The sequence below is a fragment of the Embleya sp. NPDC020630 genome, assembly GCF_044334985.1.
GTDB lineage: Bacteria > Actinomycetota > Actinomycetes > Streptomycetales > Streptomycetaceae > Embleya.
This window is the reverse complement of the sequence record NZ_JBIRUB010000005.1, coordinates 287470-310898: the sequence shown is the minus strand read 5'-3', so window position 1 is coordinate 310898 and position 23429 is coordinate 287470. Positions and strand designations below refer to the sequence as shown.

The 23429-nt window shown below is 72.3% G+C and carries 19 protein-coding genes; 4 read left to right on the top strand and 15 right to left on the bottom strand.

Annotated features, from left to right (window positions below):
• Positions 1 to 97: 97 nt before the first annotated feature.
• The gene (locus ACH4XV_RS20180; RefSeq protein ID WP_395791584.1) at positions 98 to 964 is read right to left on the bottom strand and encodes a RimK family alpha-L-glutamate ligase; all 867 of its coding nucleotides are present in this window, start codon (positions 962 to 964) and stop codon (positions 98 to 100) included.
• Between the two features lie 16 nt (positions 965 to 980).
• Positions 981 to 1934 carry a RimK family alpha-L-glutamate ligase gene (locus tag ACH4XV_RS20175; protein ID WP_395791582.1) on the bottom strand — a complete coding sequence of 318 codons (954 nt, stop codon included), beginning with the start codon at positions 1932 to 1934 and terminating at the stop codon, positions 981 to 983.
• 1053 nt (positions 1935 to 2987) lie between these two features.
• On the opposite strand from ACH4XV_RS20175, the gene ACH4XV_RS20170 reads away from it, so the two are divergent.
• Entirely contained in the window at positions 2988 to 3839 is an 852-nt protein-coding gene (locus ACH4XV_RS20170) for an acyl-CoA thioesterase (protein WP_395791580.1), read from the top strand.
• 66 nt (positions 3840 to 3905) lie between these two features.
• Here ACH4XV_RS20170 and ACH4XV_RS20165 read toward each other — a convergent pair whose 3' ends face one another.
• The gene (locus tag ACH4XV_RS20165) at positions 3906 to 4520 is read right to left on the bottom strand and encodes a zinc ribbon domain-containing protein (RefSeq protein WP_395791578.1); all 615 of its coding nucleotides are present in this window, start codon (positions 4518 to 4520) and stop codon (positions 3906 to 3908) included.
• A 347-nt stretch (positions 4521 to 4867) separates the two neighbouring features.
• On the opposite strand from ACH4XV_RS20165, the gene ACH4XV_RS20160 reads away from it, so the two are divergent.
• Both ACH4XV_RS20160 and ACH4XV_RS20155 read left to right on the top strand, forming a co-directional pair.
• The gene (locus tag ACH4XV_RS20160; RefSeq protein WP_395792002.1) at positions 4868 to 6292 is read left to right on the top strand and encodes an aminopeptidase P family protein; all 1425 of its coding nucleotides are present in this window, start codon (positions 4868 to 4870) and stop codon (positions 6290 to 6292) included.
• Positions 6289 to 9264 carry a LuxR C-terminal-related transcriptional regulator gene (locus ACH4XV_RS20155; protein WP_395791576.1) on the top strand — a complete coding sequence of 992 codons (2976 nt, stop codon included), beginning with the start codon at positions 6289 to 6291 and terminating at the stop codon, positions 9262 to 9264. Before ACH4XV_RS20160 ends, ACH4XV_RS20155 begins: the two co-directional genes overlap by 4 nt.
• On the opposite strand, the gene ACH4XV_RS20150 is transcribed toward ACH4XV_RS20155, so the two are convergent.
• The 12 genes from ACH4XV_RS20150 to ACH4XV_RS20095 are packed head-to-tail and all read right to left on the bottom strand — an operon-like array spanning position 9254 to position 21619.
• Positions 9254 to 10507, bottom strand: coding sequence for a hypothetical protein (locus ACH4XV_RS20150; RefSeq protein WP_395791574.1), 1254 nt, complete (start codon positions 10505 to 10507; stop codon positions 9254 to 9256). The two genes, ACH4XV_RS20155 and ACH4XV_RS20150, sit on opposite strands and share 11 nt — an antisense overlap.
• On the bottom strand, positions 10494 to 12008 hold the full coding sequence (locus ACH4XV_RS20145) for an amidase (protein ID WP_395791572.1): 1515 nt from the start codon (positions 12006 to 12008) through the stop codon (positions 10494 to 10496). The genes ACH4XV_RS20150 and ACH4XV_RS20145 overlap by 14 nt, the downstream gene beginning before the upstream one ends.
• Complete coding sequence (locus tag ACH4XV_RS20140; protein WP_395791570.1) at positions 12001 to 12195, bottom strand: hypothetical protein; 195 nt, start codon at positions 12193 to 12195, stop codon at positions 12001 to 12003. Before ACH4XV_RS20140 ends, ACH4XV_RS20145 begins: the two co-directional genes overlap by 8 nt.
• Positions 12192 to 13667: an aminopeptidase P family protein gene (locus tag ACH4XV_RS20135; RefSeq protein ID WP_395791568.1), complete on the bottom strand. Its 1476-nt coding sequence runs from the start codon at positions 13665 to 13667 to the stop codon at positions 12192 to 12194. Before ACH4XV_RS20135 ends, ACH4XV_RS20140 begins: the two co-directional genes overlap by 4 nt.
• 44 nt (positions 13668 to 13711) lie before the next feature.
• Positions 13712 to 14599 carry an ornithine cyclodeaminase family protein gene (locus ACH4XV_RS20130; RefSeq protein WP_395791566.1) on the bottom strand — a complete coding sequence of 296 codons (888 nt, stop codon included), beginning with the start codon at positions 14597 to 14599 and terminating at the stop codon, positions 13712 to 13714.
• Positions 14596 to 15822 carry an aminotransferase class I/II-fold pyridoxal phosphate-dependent enzyme gene (locus ACH4XV_RS20125; RefSeq protein ID WP_395791564.1) on the bottom strand — a complete coding sequence of 409 codons (1227 nt, stop codon included), beginning with the start codon at positions 15820 to 15822 and terminating at the stop codon, positions 14596 to 14598. The genes ACH4XV_RS20130 and ACH4XV_RS20125 overlap by 4 nt, the downstream gene beginning before the upstream one ends.
• Positions 15819 to 16739, bottom strand: a complete 921-nt coding sequence (locus tag ACH4XV_RS20120; protein ID WP_395791562.1) for an alpha/beta hydrolase — start codon at positions 16737 to 16739, stop codon at positions 15819 to 15821. The genes ACH4XV_RS20125 and ACH4XV_RS20120 overlap by 4 nt, the downstream gene beginning before the upstream one ends.
• On the bottom strand, positions 16736 to 17638 hold the full coding sequence (locus ACH4XV_RS20115) for a hypothetical protein (RefSeq protein ID WP_395791560.1): 903 nt from the start codon (positions 17636 to 17638) through the stop codon (positions 16736 to 16738). Before ACH4XV_RS20115 ends, ACH4XV_RS20120 begins: the two co-directional genes overlap by 4 nt.
• Positions 17639 to 17683: 45 nt before the next feature.
• Positions 17684 to 18532, bottom strand: coding sequence for an HpcH/HpaI aldolase/citrate lyase family protein (locus ACH4XV_RS20110; RefSeq protein ID WP_395791558.1), 849 nt, complete (start codon positions 18530 to 18532; stop codon positions 17684 to 17686).
• Positions 18529 to 19482 (bottom strand): isopenicillin N synthase family dioxygenase, encoded by a 954-nt coding sequence (locus ACH4XV_RS20105; RefSeq protein WP_395791556.1) that lies wholly within the window; start codon positions 19480 to 19482, stop codon positions 18529 to 18531. The genes ACH4XV_RS20110 and ACH4XV_RS20105 overlap by 4 nt, the downstream gene beginning before the upstream one ends.
• Complete coding sequence (locus ACH4XV_RS20100) at positions 19479 to 19982, bottom strand: MaoC family dehydratase (protein ID WP_395791554.1); 504 nt, start codon at positions 19980 to 19982, stop codon at positions 19479 to 19481. The genes ACH4XV_RS20105 and ACH4XV_RS20100 overlap by 4 nt, the downstream gene beginning before the upstream one ends.
• Complete coding sequence (locus ACH4XV_RS20095; protein WP_395791552.1) at positions 19979 to 21619, bottom strand: 2-isopropylmalate synthase; 1641 nt, start codon at positions 21617 to 21619, stop codon at positions 19979 to 19981. Before ACH4XV_RS20095 ends, ACH4XV_RS20100 begins: the two co-directional genes overlap by 4 nt.
• A 324-nt stretch (positions 21620 to 21943) precedes the next feature.
• Between ACH4XV_RS20095 and ACH4XV_RS20090 the strand changes: the two genes are divergently transcribed.
• Entirely contained in the window at positions 21944 to 23368 is a 1425-nt protein-coding gene (locus ACH4XV_RS20090; protein WP_395791550.1) for an MFS transporter, read from the top strand.
• Positions 23369 to 23429 lie beyond the last annotated feature (61 nt).

Sequence of the window (23429 nt, the reverse complement as noted above, 5' to 3'; positions counted from 1 at the left end):
GCGCCTGGGCGCGTTGGCCCCGGACGGCGACCACACCGTCCGGGCCGCCTTGGACGTCTCGGCGCACCGGCTTCGACACGTGTGCAGTGGCCGGGGATCAGCGGATGGGTTCTGCCCGCTCCACGTGCATTGCGCCGGTCGGACAGGAGGCGGACAACTCCGCCTCGGCCGACATTCGGGTACTCGGCCGCATCCCGGATCCGGTGGCCAATGCCGCCAGGGCCTCGGGCGCGCCGCGCATGTTGCGCATGCCGGGGAAGGCGTTGACGTCGATGATCGACGGAACGCCGTCGACCTCCAGGATGTCCACGCCGTAGACGTCGAGACCGAACGCCTCGCCCACCCGGCGGGCGAGCGCGGCCCAGCCGGTCGGCAGGTCCTGCGGGGCGATCGGCTTGGTCTCGGCGGGGCCGTCGAGCGCGGTGCGGCGCAGGCCCGCGAAGACGTGCCCGTCGACCACCCACAACTTGTGATCCCAGCCACCGTTGTCGACGAACTCCTGGGCCACGATGGGCTCGTTGGGCCACTCCCGGGCCATCGCCCGCAGCACCGGCGCGTCGTCGACCCGCGCCACCAGGTCGTCCCTGCGGCTGTGTCGGCTCTTCACCATCAACGGGAACGCCGGTCCCGTGTCGCGCAGTTCGGCGGGCGAGGCGAAGGCGGTGGTGTCCGGGAACGGCAGTCCGGCGGCCCAGGCGAGTTCGGCCATCCGGACCCGGTCCTGGCAGGCGCGGGTGGCCGCCGCCGAGTTGAGCACCCGCGCACCGTGCCGCTCGGCCCGTTCGGCGAACGCGAGCGCCCGGGCGGTACGGGCCTTGAGCAGGTAGACGTCGGCGGTGATCGGGTGGTCGGCGGTGACGGTGTCCGGGTCGACCGCGACGACCTCGTGACGCGGCGTCAACAGGACGCGCGTGTCCGCGAGAAGCGGGTGGTCGGGGCGGTCGGTGACGAGGCAGATCCGCACGTGTGCACGCGCCCCGTCAGCCGACGTACGCGGCCGGCGCGGCGTCCACGATCGGGCTCGCGGCGGCGTGGGCGGGGGTGGCCACGGACCTGGCGCGCAGCGGCGGACGCACGGCGGTCACCAGGCCGGTGCCGTGGGCCGCCCCGGTGCCGACGCCGGTGCCTCCGGCCGCGAGGTCGAGTACCGCGCGAGCGACCCGGGCGACGCCGTCGGGCACGCACCGGAAGCTGGGGAAGTCGTTGACGTCCACGACCATCGGACCGTCGGGCCCCTCGATGATGTCGACCCCGAACAGGTCGAGGCCGAAGGTGGCGCCGATTCGCTGCATCAGCGCGGCCGTTCCGGGCGGCAGCGGCACCCGGCTCTCCCGGACGGGCTGCTGCGGATGCAGCGGCGAGCGGCGCACGGTCGCGTGCAGCTCGCCGGCGACGGAGTACACCTTCAGGTCCTGCCCGGAATTGGGCACGTATTCCTGGGCCAACAGCGGGCCCTCGTCGACCAGTTCGGCGGCAAGGGCGGCCAGGTCCTCGGGGCCGGACACCAGGTGCACGGCCCGGCCGGAGCTGCCGTCGGCGGGCTTGACCACGAGCGGGTAGCGGTCGGCGGGGATCGCGCCGAGCAGGTCCGGGATCGCGGCGAACCAGGTGTCCGGCATGGGCAGCCCGTGGGCGCGCGCGATCACCGCGGCCACCGCCTTGTCGCGGACGGACCGGATCGAACGCGCGTCGTTGATCGTGGTGAGCCCGAGCGCCGCCGCGGCCTCCAGCAGACCCAGTCCCGGGCCGCCGGAGACGGTCTTGAGCACCCACGCATCGTGCGAGCCGGCCCGGATCAGGTCGGTCAGGCCGATCAGCGAGCTGCCGGGACGCACGATGTCGACGTGGTGCCCCCACGCGTCGAGCTGTCGGATCACGTCGAGCGGCATGCCGTCATGGCGGTAGTGCTCCTCGACCAGGAAGGCCAGTTTCATCGATTTCCCCCCGGGACGGCCGCCGTTCCCCCATCCGGCAGAACTTTGACGGCACAGCATGCCACGCGTGCCGCGGACGACCGGCACACACCCCACCAAACTCCGCGCGTGACCACCATCATGGGCCATTTGGGGGACGATTCCTCATCGCCCCAGACTAGAGAGGAATCCAGCCCTCCGCTCGACCCCCGGCATAGAGCAGGTCAAACCCCACACAGCAGAACCACCCACGGTCCGATTCGTGCACAAGGGGACGATCGGCGGCACGAATGCGTGCTGCGCCGGGTCGCGGCCGTCGACGCGGTATGGATCAGCCCGGCCGGCAAGTGGGCGCGCCCAAGGGGTCGAGGGCCGCCTCCGCGCCCGGCGCGGACCATGCGGCGGCGTGTACCGGGTTGCGGAAACGGTCGGTCGGGCGAAGAGCGCCGCCGCCGTGTCGTGGGTACGGGCTCGGCGGTACACAAGGCCGAGCGGGATCGGCGACCGCGAGGGTCGAGCAGGTCGCGGACGTGTGGGCGCCACCCTGCGGGCGCCCGTCAGTGGAGTGTGGTGATCGCGACGGTCGTGATCACCACACCCGGTGGCCCTCGCCGAGTCGGCATCGGGATCAATAGGGCATCGGGCGCCCGGATGGTGTGCGCAGATCCGCCGGCGGCTGCGGCCGCGGGGAAACGGGGCGTTTGACGATCCTGATCCGTGTCATGGCCGCGTCCTCCTGGTCGTTCCCGGTCCGGCGCAGAGGCCGCGGTGTACGCCACGCGCGCCACCTGCTCCTTCGATACCCATCCGGACGCCCCGAACCCTCCGCCGACGGCGAACAACCCGTCACTTTGCCCGCCAAGACCCCAATTCCCCGACCCGGAGGGCGAAATCGGGCCGTCGGACCGCGCCGGCGGCACGGTCCACCCGCCCGATCCGGGCAACTCGACCGCGAAGGGGAGCAGTTCGTGCAGCCCAGGCGGGTGGCGAACCGCGTACGACCCCCGATCCGAGCTGGTGGGCACCCATGGATATAGTGAGTTTGGATTTCCAACCCAGTTGGGAGGTGCCGGTATGGAGCAGGCAGGGGCGGTGGTGGCGCAGGCGGCCTCCTCGTCGGTGCGCGAGTTCACGGTGGACCGGTCGTGGTGGTCGTGGGAGGGCGCGCACGGCGGGAGCCTGGTGGCGCTCGCGCTGGAGGCGATGCGGGACGACGTGGTCGCGCGGTCGGGCCCGGATCGGTCCGTGCGGACGATCAACGCGCACTTCCTCAGGCCGGTGGACGAACGCCCCTTCCGGCTGGCCGGCACGGTTGAGCATGCCGGCCGGGGCAGTTCGGTCGCCTCGTTCCGCGCCGCGCAGGAGGGCGCCCCGGTGCTGTTCGGCTCGGCCGTCTTCGGCGCCCGGCGTCCCGGGCCGGACGAGGCCGGCTCCCCCGCGCCCACCGTGCCGCCGCCGGACCGCTGCGACCTGCTCGCCCTGCCGCCCGGCCTGGTCGCGTTCGGGGACCACCTGGAGATCCGCCCGGCCGGGCCGAACCTGCCGCTGTCCGGCGCCGCCGACCCGGAGTTGCTCGCGTGGATCCGGTTCGCCGACCGGCGCGCACTGGACGCGGCGGCCGTGGTGATCCTGGCGGACGCCCTGCCGCCCGCGCTGTTCGCCCGGTGGACCCGGCCCAGGGCGGCCCCGTCGGCCGAGTTGACGGTGCACTTCGGCAACGCGCTCGACGACGGCCCGGTGTCCGGCTGGGCGCTGGTGCGGATGCGCACCGAGCACGCCGGCAACGGCTGGGCCCTGGACGACAGCGCGGTATGGACGGGGGACGGACGCCTGCTCGCCCTGGGCCGCCAGGCCCGCCGGGTCCTGGCCGATCGGAGCGCGCCGGATCCGGCCGGCGGAGGCGCCCGACCGCCGCAGCCCCGTTGAACGTCGAGATCCCGCCTGCCCGTTCGTCGGGGCAGGCGGGATCTCGGTGGTCGGGCGAGAGTGCGCTCAGCCGCGCGGCACGTTGCGCTGCGCGGTCTCGACGACGCCGGTGACGTGGGCCGGGGTCATCTGGAGCAGCCCGCCGACCTGGTCGAGCAGGGCCCGCTCGGCGGAGCCGATGCCGCCGTCGGCCGCAGCGATCAGGGCCGCCCTGGAGAGCAGCCATTCCCGGCCCTGCGGCTGGAGTTGGTCGCCGAGCGGGACCAGGATCGGCGGCAGGTCGACCGGCGCGCCGGCCAGGTCGGCGTCCAGTTGGGCGACCGTGTACCCGGCCACGCCCGCCTCGGCCACGACACCCGCGGCCACGGTGCGGGCCGCGGTGGACGGCATGCCCGTCACCCGCAGTACGGCCACCGCCAACGCCCGCATGCCCTGAGCGAGTTGCGCGGAGATCTGGGCGCTGGTCGCGCCCTGCAACACGGTGTCGTGGAAGGTGCCGCCGCACGTCGCGCACTCGACGTGGGTGCCCTGTTGCTTGAACGGGAAGATCGGGATGAAGAACAGGGTGAACCAGCGGCGGGCCTGCTTGAGGTGATACTGCCGATCGCCTCCGCACTGCGGGCAGTGGAAGACACCCCCCGAAAGTGTTCTGAATATGGTCTTGAAACCCCAGATGAGCATGTTCTCGATTCCCCGTCGTCGCGTTGGCCGGCACGATGCTCCCACACCGCCACGACAGGTCTCCGATGGGTATCCGACCGCACCGGACCTGACCGCGTGGGCCGAACACGCACGCGCGCGCCCGCGCACCCGCGCGGCACGCGCCCGACGAACCGGGTGCGCCGCCGCACGCCCGCCCGGGCAACCGCTCCATCGCTCGACGCACCGCCCCCGATCGACTGCCGTGTCGGCCGCGCGGCAAAGCCTTCAAGACCATAGAAGTGTCACATGTGAAATGGTACCGTCCTTCGAAACCAGGCGACGACGATTCGGGGCACACGGTGGAGCGGCAGCAGGAGACCGACGGGATCGAAAGTCACGACCGTGAGGTGTCGGCCGCGCTGGCCGAGTCCTTCCGGCAGGGATGGGCGGATACCAGCCGGAAGTTGCCTCCCCTACCCGGGGCGGCGTACGCGGCCAAGCGGCGCGCGGCGCTGTCCGAGCGTTTTCCCGGCGAGCGCATCGTGGTCCCGTCGGGCGGGTTGAAGACCCGCAGCAACGACTTCGACTACACGTTCCGTCCGCACTCGGCGTTCGTACACCTCACCGCCGAGCAGGGCACCCAGGCGGTTCCCGACAGCGTGCTGGTCTTCGAGCCCACCGGGACCGGACACTCGGTCGTGTTGTTCACCCGGCAGCGCTCCCCGCGCGGCGGACCGGGCGGCGCGGAGCTGTACAGCGACCGGCATCACGGCGAGTTCTGGGTCGGCCGCCGACGCACGCTGTCGGAGACCTCGGACGCGCTCGGGATCGAGGCCGCCCCGCGCGAGAACCTGGAACGTGCCCTCGGCGCGAACGTGCCGACCCGGGTGGTACGCGGCGAGGACACGCTCGTCGACGCGCTGATCCCGGCGGCGCGGCCGGCCGAGGCGGAGGCCGAACTGATCACCTGGCTGTCGGAGTCGCGACTGGTCAAGGACGAGTGGGAGATCGAACAGATGCGCGCGGCCGTGGACTACACGGTCGCCGGATTCCACGACGTGGTCGGCGAGCTGCGGCATGCCACGACCCTGGCCCGGGGCGAGCGCTGGGTCGAGGGCACGTTCAACCGGCGGGCCCGCCTGGAGGGTTACGGCCTGGGCTTCGAGACCATCGCGGCGGCCGGCGCGCACGCGTGCGTCCTGCACTGGATGCACAACGACGGCCCGGTGCGCGACGGCGAGCTGCTGCTCCTGGACGCCGGGATCGAGGCCGACTCCTTCTACACCGGCGACGTCACCCGCACCCTGCCGGTCAACGGACGCTTCAGCGACGTGCAACGCCGGGTCTACGACCTGGTGTTCGCAGCCCAGTCGGCCGGCATCGCGGCACTGCGCCCGGGCGCGCCGTTCGGCGACTTCCACGACGCCGCGATGCGCGTGGTCGCCGAAGGGCTGGATGACTGGGGCCTGTTGCCCGGCGGCGCGGAGGCCGCGCTCGCGCCCGGCTCGGGGTTGTACCGCCGCTTCACCATCTGCGGCTCCGGCCACATGCTCGGCCTGGACTGCCACGACTGCGCGGCGGCCCGCCGGCAGAACTACCTGGGCGGCACCCTGGAGGCCGGCCACGTGCTCACCGTCGAGCCCGGTCTGTACTTCCAGCCGGACGATCTGACCATCCCGGAGGAACTGCGCGGCATCGGGGTCCGGATCGAGGACGACTTCCTGATCACGGCCGACGGGGCGCTGTGTCTGTCCGCCGGACTGCCGCGCGGCGCGGACGAGGTCGAGTCCTGGATGGCGTCGCTGCGATGACCACGCGCCGCCCGCTGGTGGATCAGGTAGGCGGACAGTTACGGCGGGCCGGCGCGGTGGCGGTGGTCGGGCCCACCGGGTTCGGCAAGTCGCAGGTCCTGGACGACGTTTGCACCGCGTGGCAGGCGGCCGGGGATCCGGTGGTGCGGCTCAGTTCGGCCCGCGCCGACGCGCAGATCGCCTACGCGCCGCTGATGGACCTGTTCTCCGCGTGTCCGGCCGAGGTGCGCGGCGAACTGTCCGACCTCCAGCGGTCGGCGATGGACTGGGTGCTGCGCCGGGTGGGCGGGCCCGAGCCGGACACCACCACCTTCCGGGTCACCGTGTTGTCCTGCCTGCATGCCTGGGGGCGGCGGGCCAGGCCGCTGCTCGCCGCCGACGACGTGCAGTGGTGGGGGCCGGGCAGCCTGGACGTGTTCGGGTTCGCGGCGCGGCGCAGCCGGGGCAGTGTCTCGCTGCTCGCCGCGTTGCGCCCGGACGGGCCGTCGCCGCACGACGTGCTCGGCGGCGGTGCGGTCGAGATCGGCATCCCGCCGCTGGGGCCGCAGGAATCGGTCGCGGTGGTGCGCTCGTTCGGCATCCCGCTGCGTGCCGCCGCCCGGATCCACACGGCGACCGGCGGCAGTCCGCGCCTGGTCTCGGACATCGCCGCCGGGCTGGCCCGCGCCGGGATCACGATCAGCGCCCTGGACGCCACGCCGCTGGCCCCGTACGCGCGCCACGCGATGCGCGCCCGGTTGGCCGATCTGGCCGAACCGGTCCGCCGGGTATTGCTGTTGGCCGCTCTCGCGGCGGATCCCACGCCGGCCGGTGTGCGTCGCGCCGCGGGGTCGTCGGCCGAGGCCGCGCTGGCCGCCGCGGAGGCGGCGGGGGTGGTTCGGGTGACGGCCGGGGCGGTGGTCTTCGCCGCGCCGGTGCTGCGGGAGGGGATCGTCGCCGAGGCGGGCGGCGAGGCGGTACGCCGGGCGCACCGGGTGTTGGCGGCGGCCTCGCTCGCGGCCGACGACCGGGCCTGGCACGCGGCGTGCGCGCTGGGCGCGACCGAGACCGCGCCGGACCTCGTGCCGGGCCTCGCCGACGCCGCGGCGACCGCACGGGGGCGCGGCGACCACATCCGGGCCGCCGAGTTCGCACTCCTCGCGGTCGACCGGGCCGGCGGCAACCGCCCGGACCTGCTCGTGTCCGCCGCCCGGGACGCCGAGGCGGCCGGGCGCTTCGACCTGGCCCGCACGGCCCTGGACCGCCTGGTCCGCACCCGGGCCGGACCGGCGGCACGCGCCCGGGCCCGATTCGCCGTCCTCGACGCCGCCGGGCGAGGCGCCGCCCTGCTCGCCGACGTCGCCGCGCAGGCCTTGGCCGACGCCACCGCCGCCGCCGATCCGGCGCTGGTCTCGGCGGCCCATCTGCGGCTGGCCTGGAGCGCGCACCTGGACCGGGGATATCCCGCCGACGCCCTCACCCACGCGGAGCACGCGGTGGCGTGGGCCGAACGCGCCGGGGACCCGGCTGGCCGAGCCGCCGCACTGACCATGGCGGCCCGGATCCAGCAGGGCCGGGGCACTCCGGACCACGTCGACACGCTGCGCCGCGCCCTGGCGGCGGGCGCGGAGGCAGAGGCTGAGGCGACCAGCGGGCGCGACCCGGAAGGAAGGCGCCCCGCGCCCCTGCGCCGGATACCGGAACGCGGTGGCGAGGACGCTCCGGAGTCCCGGGGCGGCATCGCCCCGGCCCCGGGCACCGGGCACGGCCCGAACCCCGGCCCGGGCGCTTCCCCCGCCCCGGGCCCGGCCTCCACCACCGCCGACCACGGCCCCGCCCCGACCACCGCCGGAGCCCGGATCATCCACGACCCCCGGCGTGTGGCCCTCTGCTTCGCGCTTCTGGAGGGTCGCCCCGCCGAGGCCGAGCGCCTGCTCGGCCGGCTCCGCCCGCTGGTCGGCGGCGGCAACGGCCCCGCCGACCTGGTCCGGCTGCTCGGCAGCGCGGTGCAACTCCACGCGCACACCGGCGACGGCCGCGCCGCCCGGGAGGAGGCCGCCCGGCTCGTGGCGCTGGCCCGGGACGTGGGCGCCTCCCCCGGCCCGCCGTGGTACGCGGCGGCCACCGCCGAACTCGCCGGCGGCTCTCTGGAACAGGCGCTCGGTTACGCCGAGTTGGGCCTGGCCGCCTCGGAGGAGGAGACGGATTCGGTATTCGCCGCGCACTGCCTGCACCTGTCCGGCGCCGTCCGCCTGTTCCGGCGCGACACCGCCGGCGCACTTGCCGATCTGCTCCGGGTCCGGGACCTGACCCGGGAGTTGTGCATCGGGGACCCGGCCGCGATCCCCTACCACGCCGACCTCGCCGAGGCCCTGGTCGCCGCCGGCGACGTCGAGGCCGCGACCCGGACGGTGGCGGACGTGCGGGGTCGCGCAGAGGAGTTGGCGCGGCGGAGCGTACTGGCCGCGCTGGACCGGGCCGAGGCGCTGTGCCACGCGGCGGCGGGCCGGTTCACCCCCGCCGAGGAGTTGTTGACCGCAGCGCTCGCCGGCTTCGAGCGCCTGGCCTATCCGCTGGAGTGCGGCCGGGTCCTGCTGGCCCGGTCGGCCGTCGAATATCGGCGCCGCCGCCCGGCCCGGGCCCGGGAGTCGTACGCCGAGGCCGAGGCGGTCTTCCGCGCCGCGGGCGCACCGCTGTGGGCGCCCGCCCCGCCGGAACGCGCCGGTGCGCCGGCCGGGCTCGCGGGGCTGACCGAGGCGGAGCAGCGGATCGTCGACTTGGTCGCCGACGGCCGCGGCAACCGCGACATCGCGAACTCCCTCTACGTCAGCGTCAAGACCGTCGAGGCGATGCTGACCCGGATCTACCGCAAGCTCGGGGTGCGCTCCCGGGTCCAGTTGGTGGCGCTCGTACACCGGGAACTCACCGAACTCGGGCACCGGGACGGGCGTCGGACCCCGAACGACCCACCACCGTCCGCGGTCAGTCGGTGAAGGCCCAGGACACCGCCCCCCGGGAGGCGTTGACCACCGTGGACGCGGCCGAGGCCCGAACCAACGCCCCGTTCGTACGGTCGCCGTAGGCGTAGACGCCGAGCACGAACCGGTGTGTGGCGGTGCTGCCGTCGGCGGTCGGCAGGTCAAGCGTGGCCGCGCGCACCATACGCTGCGCGGTCCAGGTGCCGACGCCGTCGGCCACGATCCGGGCGCGCAGCGCGGGCTCGGAGTGTTCGGCGCCGATCAGCACACCGTCGCCGCCGTAGCTGTAGCTGTGCTTGAAGACGTAGTCGGCGCGGGCGGCCAGCACGTCGTCGAGAGTGTCCGGGTCGAGGTCGAAGGTGGTGGGCACGTAGCGGCGCACCGTCTCGCGTTCGTCGGCGTCCAACAGGTGCGCCAGGCCGGGATCGCACAGCAGCGAGAACCACCGGCGGTGCATGCCCAGTTCCGCCTCGAACAGGGACGTGACGGTGGCGCCGCTGTCGGCGACCGACTTGAGGAAGGTGCCCTCGTCGTCGGTGTCGCCGAAGGTGATCAGCCGGTGCACGAGGGTCTTGCGGGCCTGCTCCGGGCGCAGCCACTGTGCCGGATAGGTGGTCTCGTCGCGGTAGGCGACCTCGAGGTCGGGTGCGAGCAGCCGCAGATAGTCCATCAGGGGTTGGTCCCGGCCGTAGCCGCGTCGGGCGTGCCGCACGCAGTCGAGCACGACCACGCGTTCCAGGCCCAGCCGGTTGCACTGGTCCACGTAGTGCAGGGCCAGGTCCAGAAACGGCGATCCGCCCGCGACGGGGCGGCCGAGCAGGTCGGCGTACAACTTCGCGCTGTGGTGGCACTCGCCGGCGCCGACACCGGAGAAGGTGTTCAACTCGCAGAAGGCATAGCCGGTTTCGGTGGGGATGATGTCGGCGCGGGCCAGCGCGAGGCCCGGGCCCAGCCGGGCGCAGTCGATGTGTCCGGCCATCGCCGCCGGGATGTGGAAGGTCTCGGCCAGTTCGGTGGGCGACAACGTCGCGCATACGTGCCGCATCACCTTCTCGTGCGCCGAGACCAACCGGGCGGTGGCGGTGCGCAGTTCGTCGTGGGTGTCGCGGTCCATCCGGAAGTGTGTGGGCAGGGTCGGGAAGAGGAAGCCGAGATCGCGCAGGTGCCGGTCGGAGGCGGCGCGGGCCAGGGCGAGTTCATCGGGTTTGTGGGCGGCGGACAACTCGGTCAGGAAGGGGCGGTTCTCAGCGGCGAACATCGGCGGGCTCCGCATCGGGATCGGGTCGACGGCGCGTGGCGTCCGGGCCGGTCCCGAACGCCGGCGGCCGGACGTCGCGGCGGCCGAACGCGGCCTCGATCGCCGCGCCCGCCCGGAACAGGTCCGCCTCGCCGAACTCGCGGCCCACCAGCTGCAATCCGATCGGCAGGCCGTTGCCGGCGAATCCGATCGGGAGCGACATGGCCGGATGCCCGGTGACGGCGAACGGGATCGTCTGCATGTCGTTGGCCAACCTCGGTGGCGGCCAGTCGGTGGGAAAGTCGTCGAACCGGGACGCGGTGGCCTGGCCGCAGGCGGTGATCAACACGTCGTGCTCGGCGAACACCCGGTGCCGGAAGTCCTCGACGAGTTGCCCGCGCACCGCCAAAGCGCGCAGCAGGTCGCTCGCGCCGATCCCGGCTCCGGGCATCAGCTTCTGGTAGGTGTAGCGCCCGTAGGACCAGGGGAATCCGCGCAGATTGTGCTCGTGTACGGCGAAGCCCTCGGCCGCCAGGATGATCCGCCCGCAAGCGTTGAGCGTTTCGTAGGGCGGGAGTTCGCACTCCTCGACGATCGCGCCGAGCTGGTCGAGGTGGGTCAGGGCACGTTCGATGCCCGCGACGATCTCCGGGCGGGTGGCCGGGTCGGCGGCGTACCAGGCGGTCGAGTACGCCACCCGCAACCCCTTCACGTCCCCGTCGAGTCGATCCGGCCCCTCCCCCACCGGCGCGTCGCGGGTACGTGGATCACGGGCATCGGGGCCGGTCACGGCCCGGAACGCCGCCGCGGTGTCGGCGACCGTCCAGCCCAGCGGCCCGAAGTGGTCCATGGTGTACGACAGCGGGGTGGCGCCGTGGCCGGAGACGCTGCCGTAGGTCGGCTTGAGGCCGACCACCCCGCAGTGGAACGCCGGCCCGCGAATCGAGCCGGCGGTGTCCGACCCGAACGCGACGCGCAGGAACCCGGCGGCCACCGCGACCCCCGCGCCCGAGGACGAACCGCTCGGGATGTGCTCGGGGTTCCACGGATTGACCGCCGCCGGGAAGGGCAGGTCCCGGCTCGGTCCGCCGAGCGCGAACTCGTAGGTGGCCAGCTTGCCCAGCAGCACCGCGCCGCCGGCCCGCAGCCGGGCCTCGACGGCGCTGTCCTCGGCGGCCGTGTCGGACACGGTCAGCCACGACTGATTGGTGGTCGGCACCCCCTCGGCCGCGAAGATGTCCTTGAGCGCATACGGGATGCCGTGCAGCGGGCCGCGATCGTGGCCCGCGCGCAGGTCCAGGTCGGCCTGCCGAGCGCGGCGCAGCGCCTGCTCGCGCAGGACCAGGACGAAGGCGTGCAGCGTCGCGTCGTGCGCCTCGATCCGGCTCAGCGCGTGCTCCACGAGGTCCACCGAGGTGAGCCGCCCGGCCCGCAGCAGGGCGCCGGCCTCCGCGACGGAGAGCGCGGCGAGCCCGCCGGGACGGGACGGGACGGTGTCGGGCACGGTCTCGGGTTCAGACATCGGCGCTCCCCCTTTCCCTTTCGCGCAGCAGCTCCATTTGCGCCCGCAGTGAGCGGTAGCCGGCCAGGACGCCCGGGGCCAGGTCCGGCGGCATGTCGATACCGAGCCGTGCGAGCGCGACGGCGAACTCCCGATCGGCCACCTCGCCGGCGCGCTCGGCGCCGGTCGCGGCGGAGTCCGCGCTCACGCCGCGCGGCCGTCGTCGCCGGGCAGGCGCGGGCCCGCCTCGCGTTGCGCGGCCAGCCACGCCTCGACGTCGGCCGCCGCGACCGGCAGCGCGTCCGACATCACCCGCGCGCCGTCGGCCGTCACCCGTACGTCGTCCTCGATCCGCACGCCGATCCCGCGCAGCCCCTCCGGAACCAGTTCGTCGTGCGGTTGCAGGTAGATGCCCGGTTCCATGGTGAGCACATGGCGCTCGCGCAGCACGCCCTGGGCGTAGTGCTCGGGCCGTGCGTGGCCGCAGTCGTGCACGTCCAGGCCGAGCATGTGGCCGAACGCGGCCAGCGTCCACCGCCGGTACGGCTGCCGCTTGTCGGCGAGCGCCTCCTCCACGCCGACCTTGACCAAGCCCAGGTCGCGCAGCCCCTCGATCTGTACCCGCTTGCAGGCCAGATCGATGTCCTCGAACGCGACCCCGGGGGCGATCGCGGCCAGGCCGGCGTCGCGCGCCGCGTGCACGATGTCGTAGACGTCCCGCTCGGCGGCGCTGAACCCGCCCGACACCGGCCAGGTCCGGGTCACGTCGGCCGTGTAGCAACTGCGCGCCTCGGCGCCCATGTCCATCAGCAGGAGCCCGTCCGGCCGCACCTCGCCGTCGTTGCGGATCCAGTGCAGGGTGGTGGCGTGCGCGCCGGCGGCAACGATCGAGGCGTAGCCCACACCGTTGCCGTCGTGTCGCGCCCGGGTGGCGAAGATTCCCTCCAACAGCCGCTCGGAGACGGCGCGTGCGCTCGGCAACACGCGGGCGACGTCCTCGAAGCCGCGCACGGTGATGTCGACGGCCTCCTGAAGCTGTGCCAGCTCCCAGTCGTCCTTGGGCAACCGCAGTTCGGCCAGCACGCTCGCCAACAGCGCGTCCCGGACGGCGTTCTCGGCGGTCGCGGGCAACAACTCCCGGTCGATGCCCGTGTCGTAGCCGCGCAGGACCCGCACGGGGCCGGTGATCCGGCCCAGCACCGTGGGGAGTTCGCCGATCGGGCGCGCCTGTACGCCCAGTACTGCGGACTTCTCCTCCGGCGACAGGCAGCGCCCCTGCCAGACCTCGCCGAGGATGCGGTCCAGGTAGCCGACGCCCGACGCCGGGCCGTGCCGGGGGTCGACGTACAACACCGCGTCGTGGCCGCCGCCGATCGGGTGCAGGACCAGTACCGAGTTCGGGTCCTGATCCGCCGTCAGCCAGATCAGGTCGCTGCCGCCCCGGAACGGGTAGGGCGCGCCGTAGCTGCGCCATTGGATGCGCCCGGTCGGCACCACCAGGGTCTCGCCCGGGAAGGCGTGCGACAGTGCGGCGCGCCGGGCGGCGGTTCGCTCCGCGTGCGGCACGGGGACGAGTGTCGTCTCCTGCTCGCGCCAGTTGCCCGTCATGTAGTCGACGAACGCGGCGGGGATGTCGTTGTCGTGCGCCCCGGTGAGTTCTTCCTTGCCGACGTTTCCCACGTGCGGTCTTCCCTTCGAAACGATCGGTGATCGGTGATCGGCGATCAGCGGTACGGGCGCGCCAGATGGGCGCAGGTGATCAGGTCGAGTGCGGCGTGGCCGGTGGAGCTGAACACGGTCGGGCGGCCGGCCAGGCCGGGGTGGTCACCGGTTTCCAGGGCCTCCAGGTCGAGCGCCGTACGGTGGATCACGCCGGCTTCGGCGACGGCGGTCTCGATCGATTCGACGACGACGGTGGCGGAGGCGAGCAGTTCGCGGGAGACCTCGCGTGAGGTCGTGGTGTGCGCGCCCATGCAATTGATGTGCACATGCGCGGGGAGGTCCGCGGCGATCGGCAGCGGGTCCACCGAGGTGGTCGCCGTGGCCACCACGTCGGCCCCCGAGGTGGCCTCCGCCGCCGACGCGCACACCAGGGCCCGGGCCCGCCCGGCGGCCCGGATCCGCGCGCACAGCGCCTCGGCGTGCGCGGGGGTGCGGGAGTGGACCCGTACGAGTGCGATGTCGCGTACGGCACGGACGCCGAGGTATTGCTGCCACGCCTGGACGCCGGCGCCGACGATGCCGAGCACGGCCGCGTCGGGAGCGGCGCAGCGGTCGGTGACCACGGCGGTCACCGCGGCGCACTTGAGGTTGGTGACGAGCGCGCCGTCCAGGACCGTGAGCAGTGCACCGGTCGAGGTGGCGAAGACCGGGACCACGGAGGTCACGGTCGATCCGGGTCCGTGCGCGATGGTGGCGACCTTGGCGATGTAGAGGCCGAGGTCGGTGGAAACGGCGGGCATGGACAGGTACTTCACGCCGCGCGCGTCCTCGACGGTCTGCCGCAGCGGTACGGTCATCCGCCGTACCGCACCGCTGTGCAGTGCCTCGCGGATCAGCCCGGCCACGGCGGTGACGTCGGCGGTCGCGACGTCGGTGTGCACGCGGGTCATCCCAGCCCCGCCAGGATGTCCGCGAGGTCGTCGGCGAACCGCTCGGTCAGCGCCGTCGGCATGTCCCCGCGCAGCATCATCCGCACGCCGGCCTGGTTGCGCGGCACGATCGGGAAGAACATCGCGGAGCAGTAGTAGCCGCGCCGGTACAACTCGGTGGACAGCCGTACCGCGCGGTCGTTGTCGCCGACGGTGACGAACTTGATGTGTGATCCGGTGCCCCGGAGGTCGTGTCCGCGCAGGCGCTCGTCGAACAGCGCGATGTTGCGGGACAGTTGCCGCTGTCGGCGGCGAAGTTCCGGGCTCCGGTGCAGGTCCAGGGCACCCAGGGTGGTGCCGACCGCAGCCGTGCGCAGCCCCTGTGACCAGGCCAGCGGTCCGGACCGGTAGAGGAATTCGAAGACGTCGCGCTCGCCGATCATCGCGATGCCGCCGGTGCTGCCGAAGGCCTTGGCGATCGAGGCGACGATCAGGGTCCGGGAGCCGAGGTCGGGGAACACGGGGCGGGCGTACCCCTCGCCGCGATCGCCCAGCGCGGACAGCGCGTGTGAGTCGTCGAGGTAGACGAACATACCGTAGCGATCCTGGAGTTCGCGGATCCCGGCCAGGTCGGCCTGCCCGCCGACCGAGTAGACGCCCTCGCAGACGTAGGCGACGCGCGGGTGGCGTTTGCAGACGTCCTCCAGGAACTGCATGTCGTTGTGCGGGCAGGTGAGCACGAGCGTCTCGTCGGCGACGATCGGCTTGAGGAAGTTCATCGAAAAGTGCGCGAACCGGTCGAAGACCACGACCAGCGGTTCGCCGTCGGTGAGATGGCCGGAGGCGAGCAGCGGCAGGATCGCCGCGCTGAGCACGCCGCAGGACACCGACGGCAATACGTGCGCCCCGAAGTGCTCGGCCAGTTCCGCTTCGAGGCGTTCCAGGATGCCGAGTCGTATGCGGAACTCGCCCATGGACAGGCCGGTGATGCGCTCCTCGGCGAGCGCGGCGCGGCCCGCCTCGATCACCGCGGGGTGGCTGTTGAACCCCAGGTACGAGCACGACGACAGGTTGGCGAACTCGTGGCCGGAGCTCAGCTCGCGCAGCCGGTTCTGGCCGTCGACGGCCTCGACGACCAGGCCGAGCATGCCGTTCTTCTCGGACAACCCCCAGGCGGCCTCGGCCGCGGGCACCATCGTGCGGTTGTTGCGGAAGCGGTGTGGTCCGACGACGTCCTCGCTCACCGGCCCGCCCCGCTTCGGGAGCGAAGCCAGTCCCCGAGCCGGTCGATGGCCTCGCGTGCCTTGGCCAGGCGGGCGTAGTGCAGGTGCCACACGTGCACCATGCCGGGCCACACTTCCAGCACCCCGGTGGAGCCGGCCCGGTCGAGCGCGCCGACGAAACGCTGCGCGTCGCTGAGCAGGATCTCCCGGCTGCCGACCTGGACGAGAATCGGCGGCAGTCCGCTCGGATCGGCGTACAGGGGTGATGCGTACGGGGTCGTGGGCGCGGCACCGGCCAGGTAGGACCGGGTGACCAGGGCGACCACGTCCGCACTGACCAGGGGGTCCTCGGCGGCCAGGGTGCGGTAGGTCTCACCCGAGGCGGTCAAGTCGGTCCAGGGCGACACGCACGCCGCCGCGGCGGGCAGCGGCAGGCCCAGGTCGCGGGCCTTGAGCAGGGTCGTCAGGGTCAGCCCGCCGCCGGCCGAGTCGCCCGCGAACACCACGTCCGAGGGGGCCACGCCGTCGGCGAGGAGTTCGCGATAGGCCGCCACCGCGTCGTCCAACGCGGCGGGGTAGGGGTGTTCCGGGGCGCGCCGGTAGTCGACGAAGAACATCCGGCACCGGGTCGCCCGGGCCAGCTCCGCGACCATGCCGCCGTGGCTGCGCAACGATCCGTACACGTAGCCGCCGCCGTGCAGGTAGAGACCGGTGCGGGTGCCCTCCGCGTTCGGCGGGGTGAGCAGGTATCCGCCGGCTCGCACCGTCACCTCGACGTCGGCGGCGATCGGCGTGCCCCAGGTGTCGTAGTGCACCCGGGCCTCGTCGATGTCCTCGGGCCAGTCGCGCTCCGTGAGCACCGCGAGCAGCGCCTCCAGTTCGCTCGTGTCCCGCTCCGACATCGTGGGCACGCCGGTCGCGGTGCGCTCGGCGGTCATCGCGCGTTCCCCCCGTCGGCGCCGACCGGTTCCACGCCTCGGTGGTAGCGCTCGTGCGCGGCCTCGTCGGGAACCTCCAGACCCGGCGCGGGCACCTCCAGGCGGTAGTGGGCGTACCACTTCGCCAGTTCGTCGGCGTCCGGGAACTGGTACTCCAGGTGCCGGATGGGCCGGCGCGAGGGCTGCTGCGCGTCGACCGGTCGCGGGGCCGAACCGGCGTGCGCCAGTCCGCCGTCCACCTCGTTGAACAGCACGATCATCACCAGGTCGGCGTCCAGGTCGACGTCCGCGGCGGCGGCGTAGTCGGCGAGGATGCGCTCGGCGTGCTCCTCCTTGACCGCCACGTTGAAGCTGTGCGGCATCAGCTCGATCAGATCCGCGGGCGAGACCTCCGCGTCGCGGAGGTAGGCGCGGGTGTCGCAGATCACCGGCAGGCCGCCCGCGATGTTGAGGTTGGGTCCGTAGATGTTGGCGATCAACGGGGTCGCGGCATCGAAGTGCACACACTTGGTGGTCAGGAACTCACGGGCGGTGGTGTGGTCGTCGTTCGGGGTGAAGTGCCGGTTCTTGTTGAATCCGTCCACGTCCATCCCGGCGATCCGGTCGTAGCCGATCGACACGGGACTGAACGCGGCTACGTCCACCCGTTCGCCGAAGGCGCGGAACAACGATTCGAGGTAGTCGCGGGCGACCGCGGCGTGGTGCTCGTCGTGGACGTCCAGACCGTGGCCGGCCAGGGTCCGCGCGACGCCGCGGCAGACCGCGACACCGTGGCCCTCGGCAACCAACTTCACCAGCTCGTCGACGAGTTCGTCACCGACGGCGTGCAACCGGCCGTCCACGTACTCCGTGCGGTAGGCCGACACGTCGACGATCGTGTCCTGCGGCAGGATCTTCACTGGGATCTCCCGATTCACGAGTGCGGGTTACGAGGCGGCGTCGGGTTACGACGCGGCGTCGGCGTCGGCCGTGTGCAGGGCGAGCATGCGGCGGGCGCGCAGCACGAACGGCGGGGCGAGCACGCGGTCCTTCTCGACCGCGAAGCCGTAGGGCGTGCTGTCGTAGTCCGCCACCACACGCCGGTATTCGGCGAGTTCGTCCGCGCCGACCGCGAAGGTCGCGGCGATCACGTCCACCTGGCGGGGGTGGATCGCCGCCTTGCCGGTGAATCCGATGCTTCGGGCGGCCCGGCACTGGGCCTCGACCAGGTCCAGGTCGTGCAGTTCGAAGGAGTTGGTGTCGATGGCGGGCACCCGGTAGCGGGAAGCCGCGGCACACAACCGGGCCCGTGCGTGGTCGAGGTAGACCTCGCTCGGGGCGTACAACTCGGCGGTCAGATCGGCCTGTCCGAAGCACAGGCCGTCGCTGACCTCGGCGATCTCCAGAGCGTTCTCCACCGCGTCCACGGTCTCGATGAAGCTGCACACACTGGGCGGGCGCGAGGTGTGCGAGAGCAGTGAGCGATACACCGCCACGTCGCCCGCCCCGGCGATCTTCGGGATGAAGACCACGTCGACGGGGACGCCGCCGATCATCGCGTCGGCGTCGAGCAGGAACCGCATATCCGCCAGGCCGTCGTACGTGGCGATGGTGTTCACCCGCAGGCCGAGGGCGGGCAGTTCGGCCCGGGTCAGGTCGGCGCCGGCCAGGGCCTCGCGCGCCTCGACCTTGCGGGCCGGGTGGATGGAGTCCTCCAGGTCCAACACCAGCATGTCCGCGCGCATCCGGCCCGGTTCGGCCACCGATGCCACGCGCAGTGCGGGGGTGTAGAGCAGGCTCGCGTGCGCTCTCATCGCGCGCTCTCCCTTCCGAACAGCAGATTCATCTTCCGCAGCGAGAACTCCTCGTAGCGGATCGGTTCGTACCGGGGGGGTCGGTCCTTGACGAACGCGGGGAAGCAGTCGATGACGGTGTCGTCGTTGGCCAGCTTGAAGAACGCGATCGACTGCCTACGACGCACGTCCAGCCGGACCCGGTGTGGCGTGGAGACGTACTCGTCGTTGGACCAACGGGCCATCAGGTCACCGATGTTGACGATGAACGTGTCCTGTTCGCGCACGTCCACGTCCAGCCACTCGCCCGCGCGGTCGCGGATCTGCAGGCCCGGGCCGTCCTGGGTGAGCAGTGTGATCAGCGTGCCGTCGGTGTGCTGCCCCATGCCCTGGTCGTTGACGAACTCCGGGGCGATGCCCGGGTACAGGTGCGAGCGCAGCGAGTCGTTCGAGGTGTCGGTGCGGATCGCGAAGAAGTCGCGGGGCAGGTCCAGGGCCAGCGCGAGGAGTTCGGCGATCCGGTCGGACACGCTCTCGCAGGCCGCGAAGTACCGCTTCAGCGCGCCGCGCAGCGCCACGCCGTCCGGGTCGGCGGGGAACGGCAGTTCCTCGTCGTCGTCCAGGATCAGCCGGCCGACGCTGAACTTCTCCACGTAGTCGGACGGCATGCCGGCCCGGCCCGTGTACGCGTAGGCGTTCTCGGACAACAGCGCGCTGTATCCGTAGGGGCTGTAGTCGTTGTCGCCGCGCACCGTGCTGGTGCGCATCGCGAACTCGTGTTTGGTGTCGAGTGGGAGCCCGAAGAAGCGCAGCGAGGCGGCGTAGGCGTCGGTGAACACGTCGGTGGCGATGCCGTGGCCGCGCACGATGAAGAAGCCCGTGCCCTTGCAGGCCCGGGAGATCTCCTCGGCGACGGCGCGTTCGGCGTCGGCGTCCGTGCGGGCTGCCGTCAGGTCGACGACCGGGATCATCGGTCTTCCTTCCGTCGGGGGACGAGGATGGTCCGGTCGAAGGCGATCACGGTCACGCCGTCCTGGTTCAGGCCCGCGGTGTGCACGGTGACGATCCCCTCGTCGGGGCGGGTCTTCGACTCGCGTTTGGCGAGGATGCGGGTCCGGGCGTAGAGCGTGTCGCCGACGAACACGGGGGCGGACAGGCGCACCTTGTCCCAGCCGAGGTTGGCCACGCCCTTGGCGCTGATCGTGGCCACGGTCATCCCGTTGACGATGCCGAAGGTGACCAGGCTGGAAACCACGATGCGGCCGAAGCCGGTTTGTTCCGCGTATACGGCGTCGATGTGCAGGGGGTGCTGGTTGAGGCAGAGCAGCGAACTCCACACGTTGTCGGTCATGGTGATCGTGCGGCCGGGTCGGTGTTCGACGACCTCGTCGGGGACGAAGTCCTCGTACTCCAGGCCGCCGTCCTCCCGGTAGGTCCCGGGAGCGACGGTGTGGAAGGCGTTCGTCCTCATCGCGATGCTCCTCGTCCGCTCTCGGTGCGGCCGGTGTCGGGGCGGGCTCCCACGCCTGTTTCCGCGTCCGCGCCCGCGCGGCGCAGCGCGGAGCGGCCCGCGCGCAGGGCCGCGTCCGCGGCCCCGGCGGCAAGGCCGACGCCCCAGAACGCGGCGGTCGCCGTCGCGAGTTCCACGAAGCAGACGGTCGAGTCCTTCGCGTCGGCGACCAGCACTCGGGTGAACTCGACGCCGTACGCGGCGGCCAGCTCCTCGATCACCTCGTGCTCGTCGGCCGCGCCCCGGGAAACGGCGCTCGGGTCGGCGCAGTAGGTCTCCCGGAACAGCCGCCAGACGTCCTGCGGGTCCAGTTCGCGCCCGGTGGCGTCGGTGACGTCCTGGACCACGCCGGCGAAGTCACGGCGCAGGCCGACCGGCAGGTCCAGCCCCCAGCCGGCCTTGAGGACGTAGGCGATGCCGCCCTTGCCCGACTGGCTGTTCACCCGGATGATCGCCTCGTAGTCGCGGCCGACGTCCCGGGGGTCGATCGGCAGATACGGGACCTGCCACGGCGCGTTCGTCGGATCCCCGCCAGCCCGCTCGGCCAGTGCGGCCAAGCCCTTGGCGATGGCGTCCTGGTGGGTACCGGAGAAGGCGGTGTAGACGAGGTCGCCGGCGTACGGGTGTCGCGGGTGCACCGGCAGGCGGTTGCAGTCCTCGACGATCTCGCGGACCGCGTCGATGTCGGAGAGTTCCAGTTCCGGATCCACCCCGCGGCCGAAGAGGTTGAGCGCAAGGGTCACCAGGCACACGTTGCCGGTGCGCTCGCCGTTGCCGAACAGCGTGCCCTCGACCCGGTCCGCCCCGGCCATCAGGGCCAGTTCGGCGGAGGCGACGGCGGTGCCCCGGTCGTTGTGCGGGTGCACGGACAACACGATCGAGTCGCGGCGGTCCAGGTTGCGGTGCATCCACTCGATCTGGTCGGCGAACACGTTGGGCGAGTGGGTCTCCACGGTGGTCGGGAGGTTGAGCACGAGCGGCCGGTCCGGGCACGCGTCGACGACGGCGGCCACCCGGTCGGCGATCTCCAGGGCGAAGTCCGGCTCGGTGACGTTGAACGTCTCGGGCGAGTACTCGAAGCGGATGTCCGCGCCGGTCTCCCGCTCCGCGAGCCGCACCAGGTCCTCCGCACCGGTGACGGCCATCCGCAACACCTCGGCGCGCGACATGCCGAACACCACGTCGCGCCACAGGCACGCCGTCGCGTGGCACAAATGCACCACCGCACGTTCGGCGCCGCGAATGGCGTCGAAGGTGCGCTCGACGAGTTCGGTTCTGGCCGGGGTGAAAACCGATACGGTGACGTCGTCCGGAATTCCGTTCTTGATCACCAGTTCGCGGACGAAGTCGAAATCGTCGACGCTCGCCGCCGGATATCCGATCTCGATGTCCTTGAAACCGAGCCCGACCAGCAGGTCGAACATGCGCTTCTTCCGGTGCAGGTCCATGGGCTCGGCCAGGGCCTGGTTCCCGTCCCTGAGGTCGACCGACGCCCACACCGGCGCACGGTCGAGCACCCGGTCCGGCCATGCCCTCGCCCCACCGTCCCGACCCGTCGGCAACACCGGGTCGTCCCGCGTGTAGCGGTGAAACGGCATCGACGAGGGGCGCTGCGGAAAACCGGGGTTCCGTCTCGGCGCAGAAAATGGTGAGCCCGTTCCACTCACTCCCACGATGAATTCCTCTCGCAGTTGGCGGCGCCCCGAACGTAGCCGGCGGCGGGCCCCGCGGAAATCAGAGGAACCTCTAGAGCGAACCCTGGAATCGGATCAATGGCCGCATTCGGGCGGGTCCGACAGATTTCCCGGTTGACGTCCCCGGTTTGCCCCCGGATAGGATTTCGGCGCACCGATCGACCCTGCCCGGCACCGCTCGGCGGTCCGCGAGACCGCGTCGGTTCGCACGCCCGCACTCGTCGCCTCATGCGAAACGGCAACCTCATGGCCAACTCGACCGGTTCCGACCACCGCACGCCCAGGACGGCTCACGCACCGCCGCGTCCCGGCCGCGTACTGACGGTGGTCAGCCTGGGCTACGGGATGATGGTCATCGACATCAGCATCGTGAACGTGGCGATCCCGGCGATCCGCACCGACCTGCACGCGAGCCTGGCCACGATGCAACTCGTGGTCGACGCGTACGTGATCGTGCTGGCCAGTCTGGTGCTGGCCGGCGCCGCGGCGGTCGGGCGCTACGGGTCGGTGTCCGTGTTCCGCGTGGGTACGGCGGTGTTCGGGGTGGCCTCGGTGTTGTGCGGACTGGCTCCGAACGGTGCGGTGTTGGTCGCGATGCGGGCCGGCCAGGGACTGGGCGCGGTGTTGCTCGTCCCCGCGTCGTTGGTGATGCTCAGCGATACCTACAAGGAGCCCAACGAACGCGCCAAGGCGGTCGCCGTCTGGGCGATGGTGGCCGGAAGTCCGGTCGCGTTCGGGCCCGTTCTGGGCGGGGCGCTGGTCGGCGCGATCGGCTGGCGGAGCATCTTCCTGGTCAACGCGCCGATCGTGGTGATCACGCTGTGGCTCGCGGCCCGCCATATGCCCGGTCGCGAGAAGGGGCCCGATGCGGCGCCTGCGACCAGGGAACCCCAGGATCTTCCGGGGCAGTTGCTGGCCATCGTCGTACTGGGCGGCATCGCGCTGGCGCTGACCGAGGGACACGAGCTGGGTTGGACCCATCCGCTGCCCCTGACGGCGGCCGGCATCGCGCTGGTCGGGCTCGTCGCCTTCGTGGTGTGGCAACGGGCGTGTGCGTTCCCGATGATTCCGGGCGATCTGTTCCGGGCCCCGGGCTTCCGCGAGTTCGTGCTGGTGGGTCTGCTGCTGTTCGTCGGCTACTACGGACTGGTCTTCGCGATCAGCGTTTTCCTCCAGCAGGTGCACGGCTACGGACCGGTCGCCACCGGACTGTGCTTCCTGCCCTCCGCGTTGCCGATCACCTTCATGCCCCTGGTGGCCGGGCGGGTCAACGCCCGGCTCGGCGCCTTTCGGGTGCTGGCCATCGCGACCGTGCTGACCACAATCGGCGGTGTGTTGCTGATCCTCCTCGGCGGCGAGACCCCGATCGGTGTCGGTGTCGGGCTCACCTTCATCGGACTCGGCTTCGGTCTGGCGACCGTGCCGCAGATCACCCTGGTCATGGCGACCGCCCCGGAGCACCGCACGGCGATCGCCAGTGGACTGCTCTCGGCGGCGCGCAGTTCCGGAACCATGATCGGCGTCGCGCTGATCGGCGGTCTCCAGTCCGGCGACACGATCGCCGCGCCCGCGACCGCGGCCGTGGTGGTCTACCTGCTGATGGCGGTGGCCACGGCCGTCGGCGGGCGGCGGCTGCCCGCACACACCGGCTAGGCCCCGTCCGGGCCGAAACCGCGTCCTCCCCGCCTCTCGGGCCGCCGATTCATCCGACTCG

Bases quoted from the DNA above. Each gene is read 5' to 3' on its own strand.
- ACH4XV_RS20155 (WP_395791576.1), top strand. From the start codon at position 6,289: ATGACCACGCGCCGCCCGCTGGTGGATCAGGTAGGCGGACAGTTACGG.
- ACH4XV_RS20165 (WP_395791578.1), bottom strand. From the start codon at position 4,520: ATGCTCATCTGGGGTTTCAAGACCATATTCAGAACACTTTCGGGGGGT.
- ACH4XV_RS20110 (WP_395791558.1), bottom strand. From the start codon at position 18,532: ATGAGAGCGCACGCGAGCCTGCTCTACACCCCCGCACTGCGCGTGGCA.
- ACH4XV_RS20105 (WP_395791556.1), bottom strand. From the start codon at position 19,482: ATGATCCCGGTCGTCGACCTGACGGCAGCCCGCACGGACGCCGACGCC.
- ACH4XV_RS20170 (WP_395791580.1), top strand. From the start codon at position 2,988: ATGGAGCAGGCAGGGGCGGTGGTGGCGCAGGCGGCCTCCTCGTCGGTG.
- ACH4XV_RS20130 (WP_395791566.1), bottom strand. From the start codon at position 14,599: ATGACCCGCGTGCACACCGACGTCGCGACCGCCGACGTCACCGCCGTG.
- ACH4XV_RS20150 (WP_395791574.1), bottom strand. From the start codon at position 10,507: ATGTTCGCCGCTGAGAACCGCCCCTTCCTGACCGAGTTGTCCGCCGCC.
- ACH4XV_RS20175 (WP_395791582.1), bottom strand. From the start codon at position 1,934: ATGAAACTGGCCTTCCTGGTCGAGGAGCACTACCGCCATGACGGCATG.
- ACH4XV_RS20145 (WP_395791572.1), bottom strand. From the start codon at position 12,008: ATGTCTGAACCCGAGACCGTGCCCGACACCGTCCCGTCCCGTCCCGGC.
- ACH4XV_RS20120 (WP_395791562.1), bottom strand. From the start codon at position 16,739: ATGACCGCCGAGCGCACCGCGACCGGCGTGCCCACGATGTCGGAGCGG.
- ACH4XV_RS20090 (WP_395791550.1), top strand. From the start codon at position 21,944: ATGCGAAACGGCAACCTCATGGCCAACTCGACCGGTTCCGACCACCGC.
- ACH4XV_RS20100 (WP_395791554.1), bottom strand. From the start codon at position 19,982: ATGAGGACGAACGCCTTCCACACCGTCGCTCCCGGGACCTACCGGGAG.
- ACH4XV_RS20095 (WP_395791552.1), bottom strand. From the start codon at position 21,619: ATGCCGTTTCACCGCTACACGCGGGACGACCCGGTGTTGCCGACGGGT.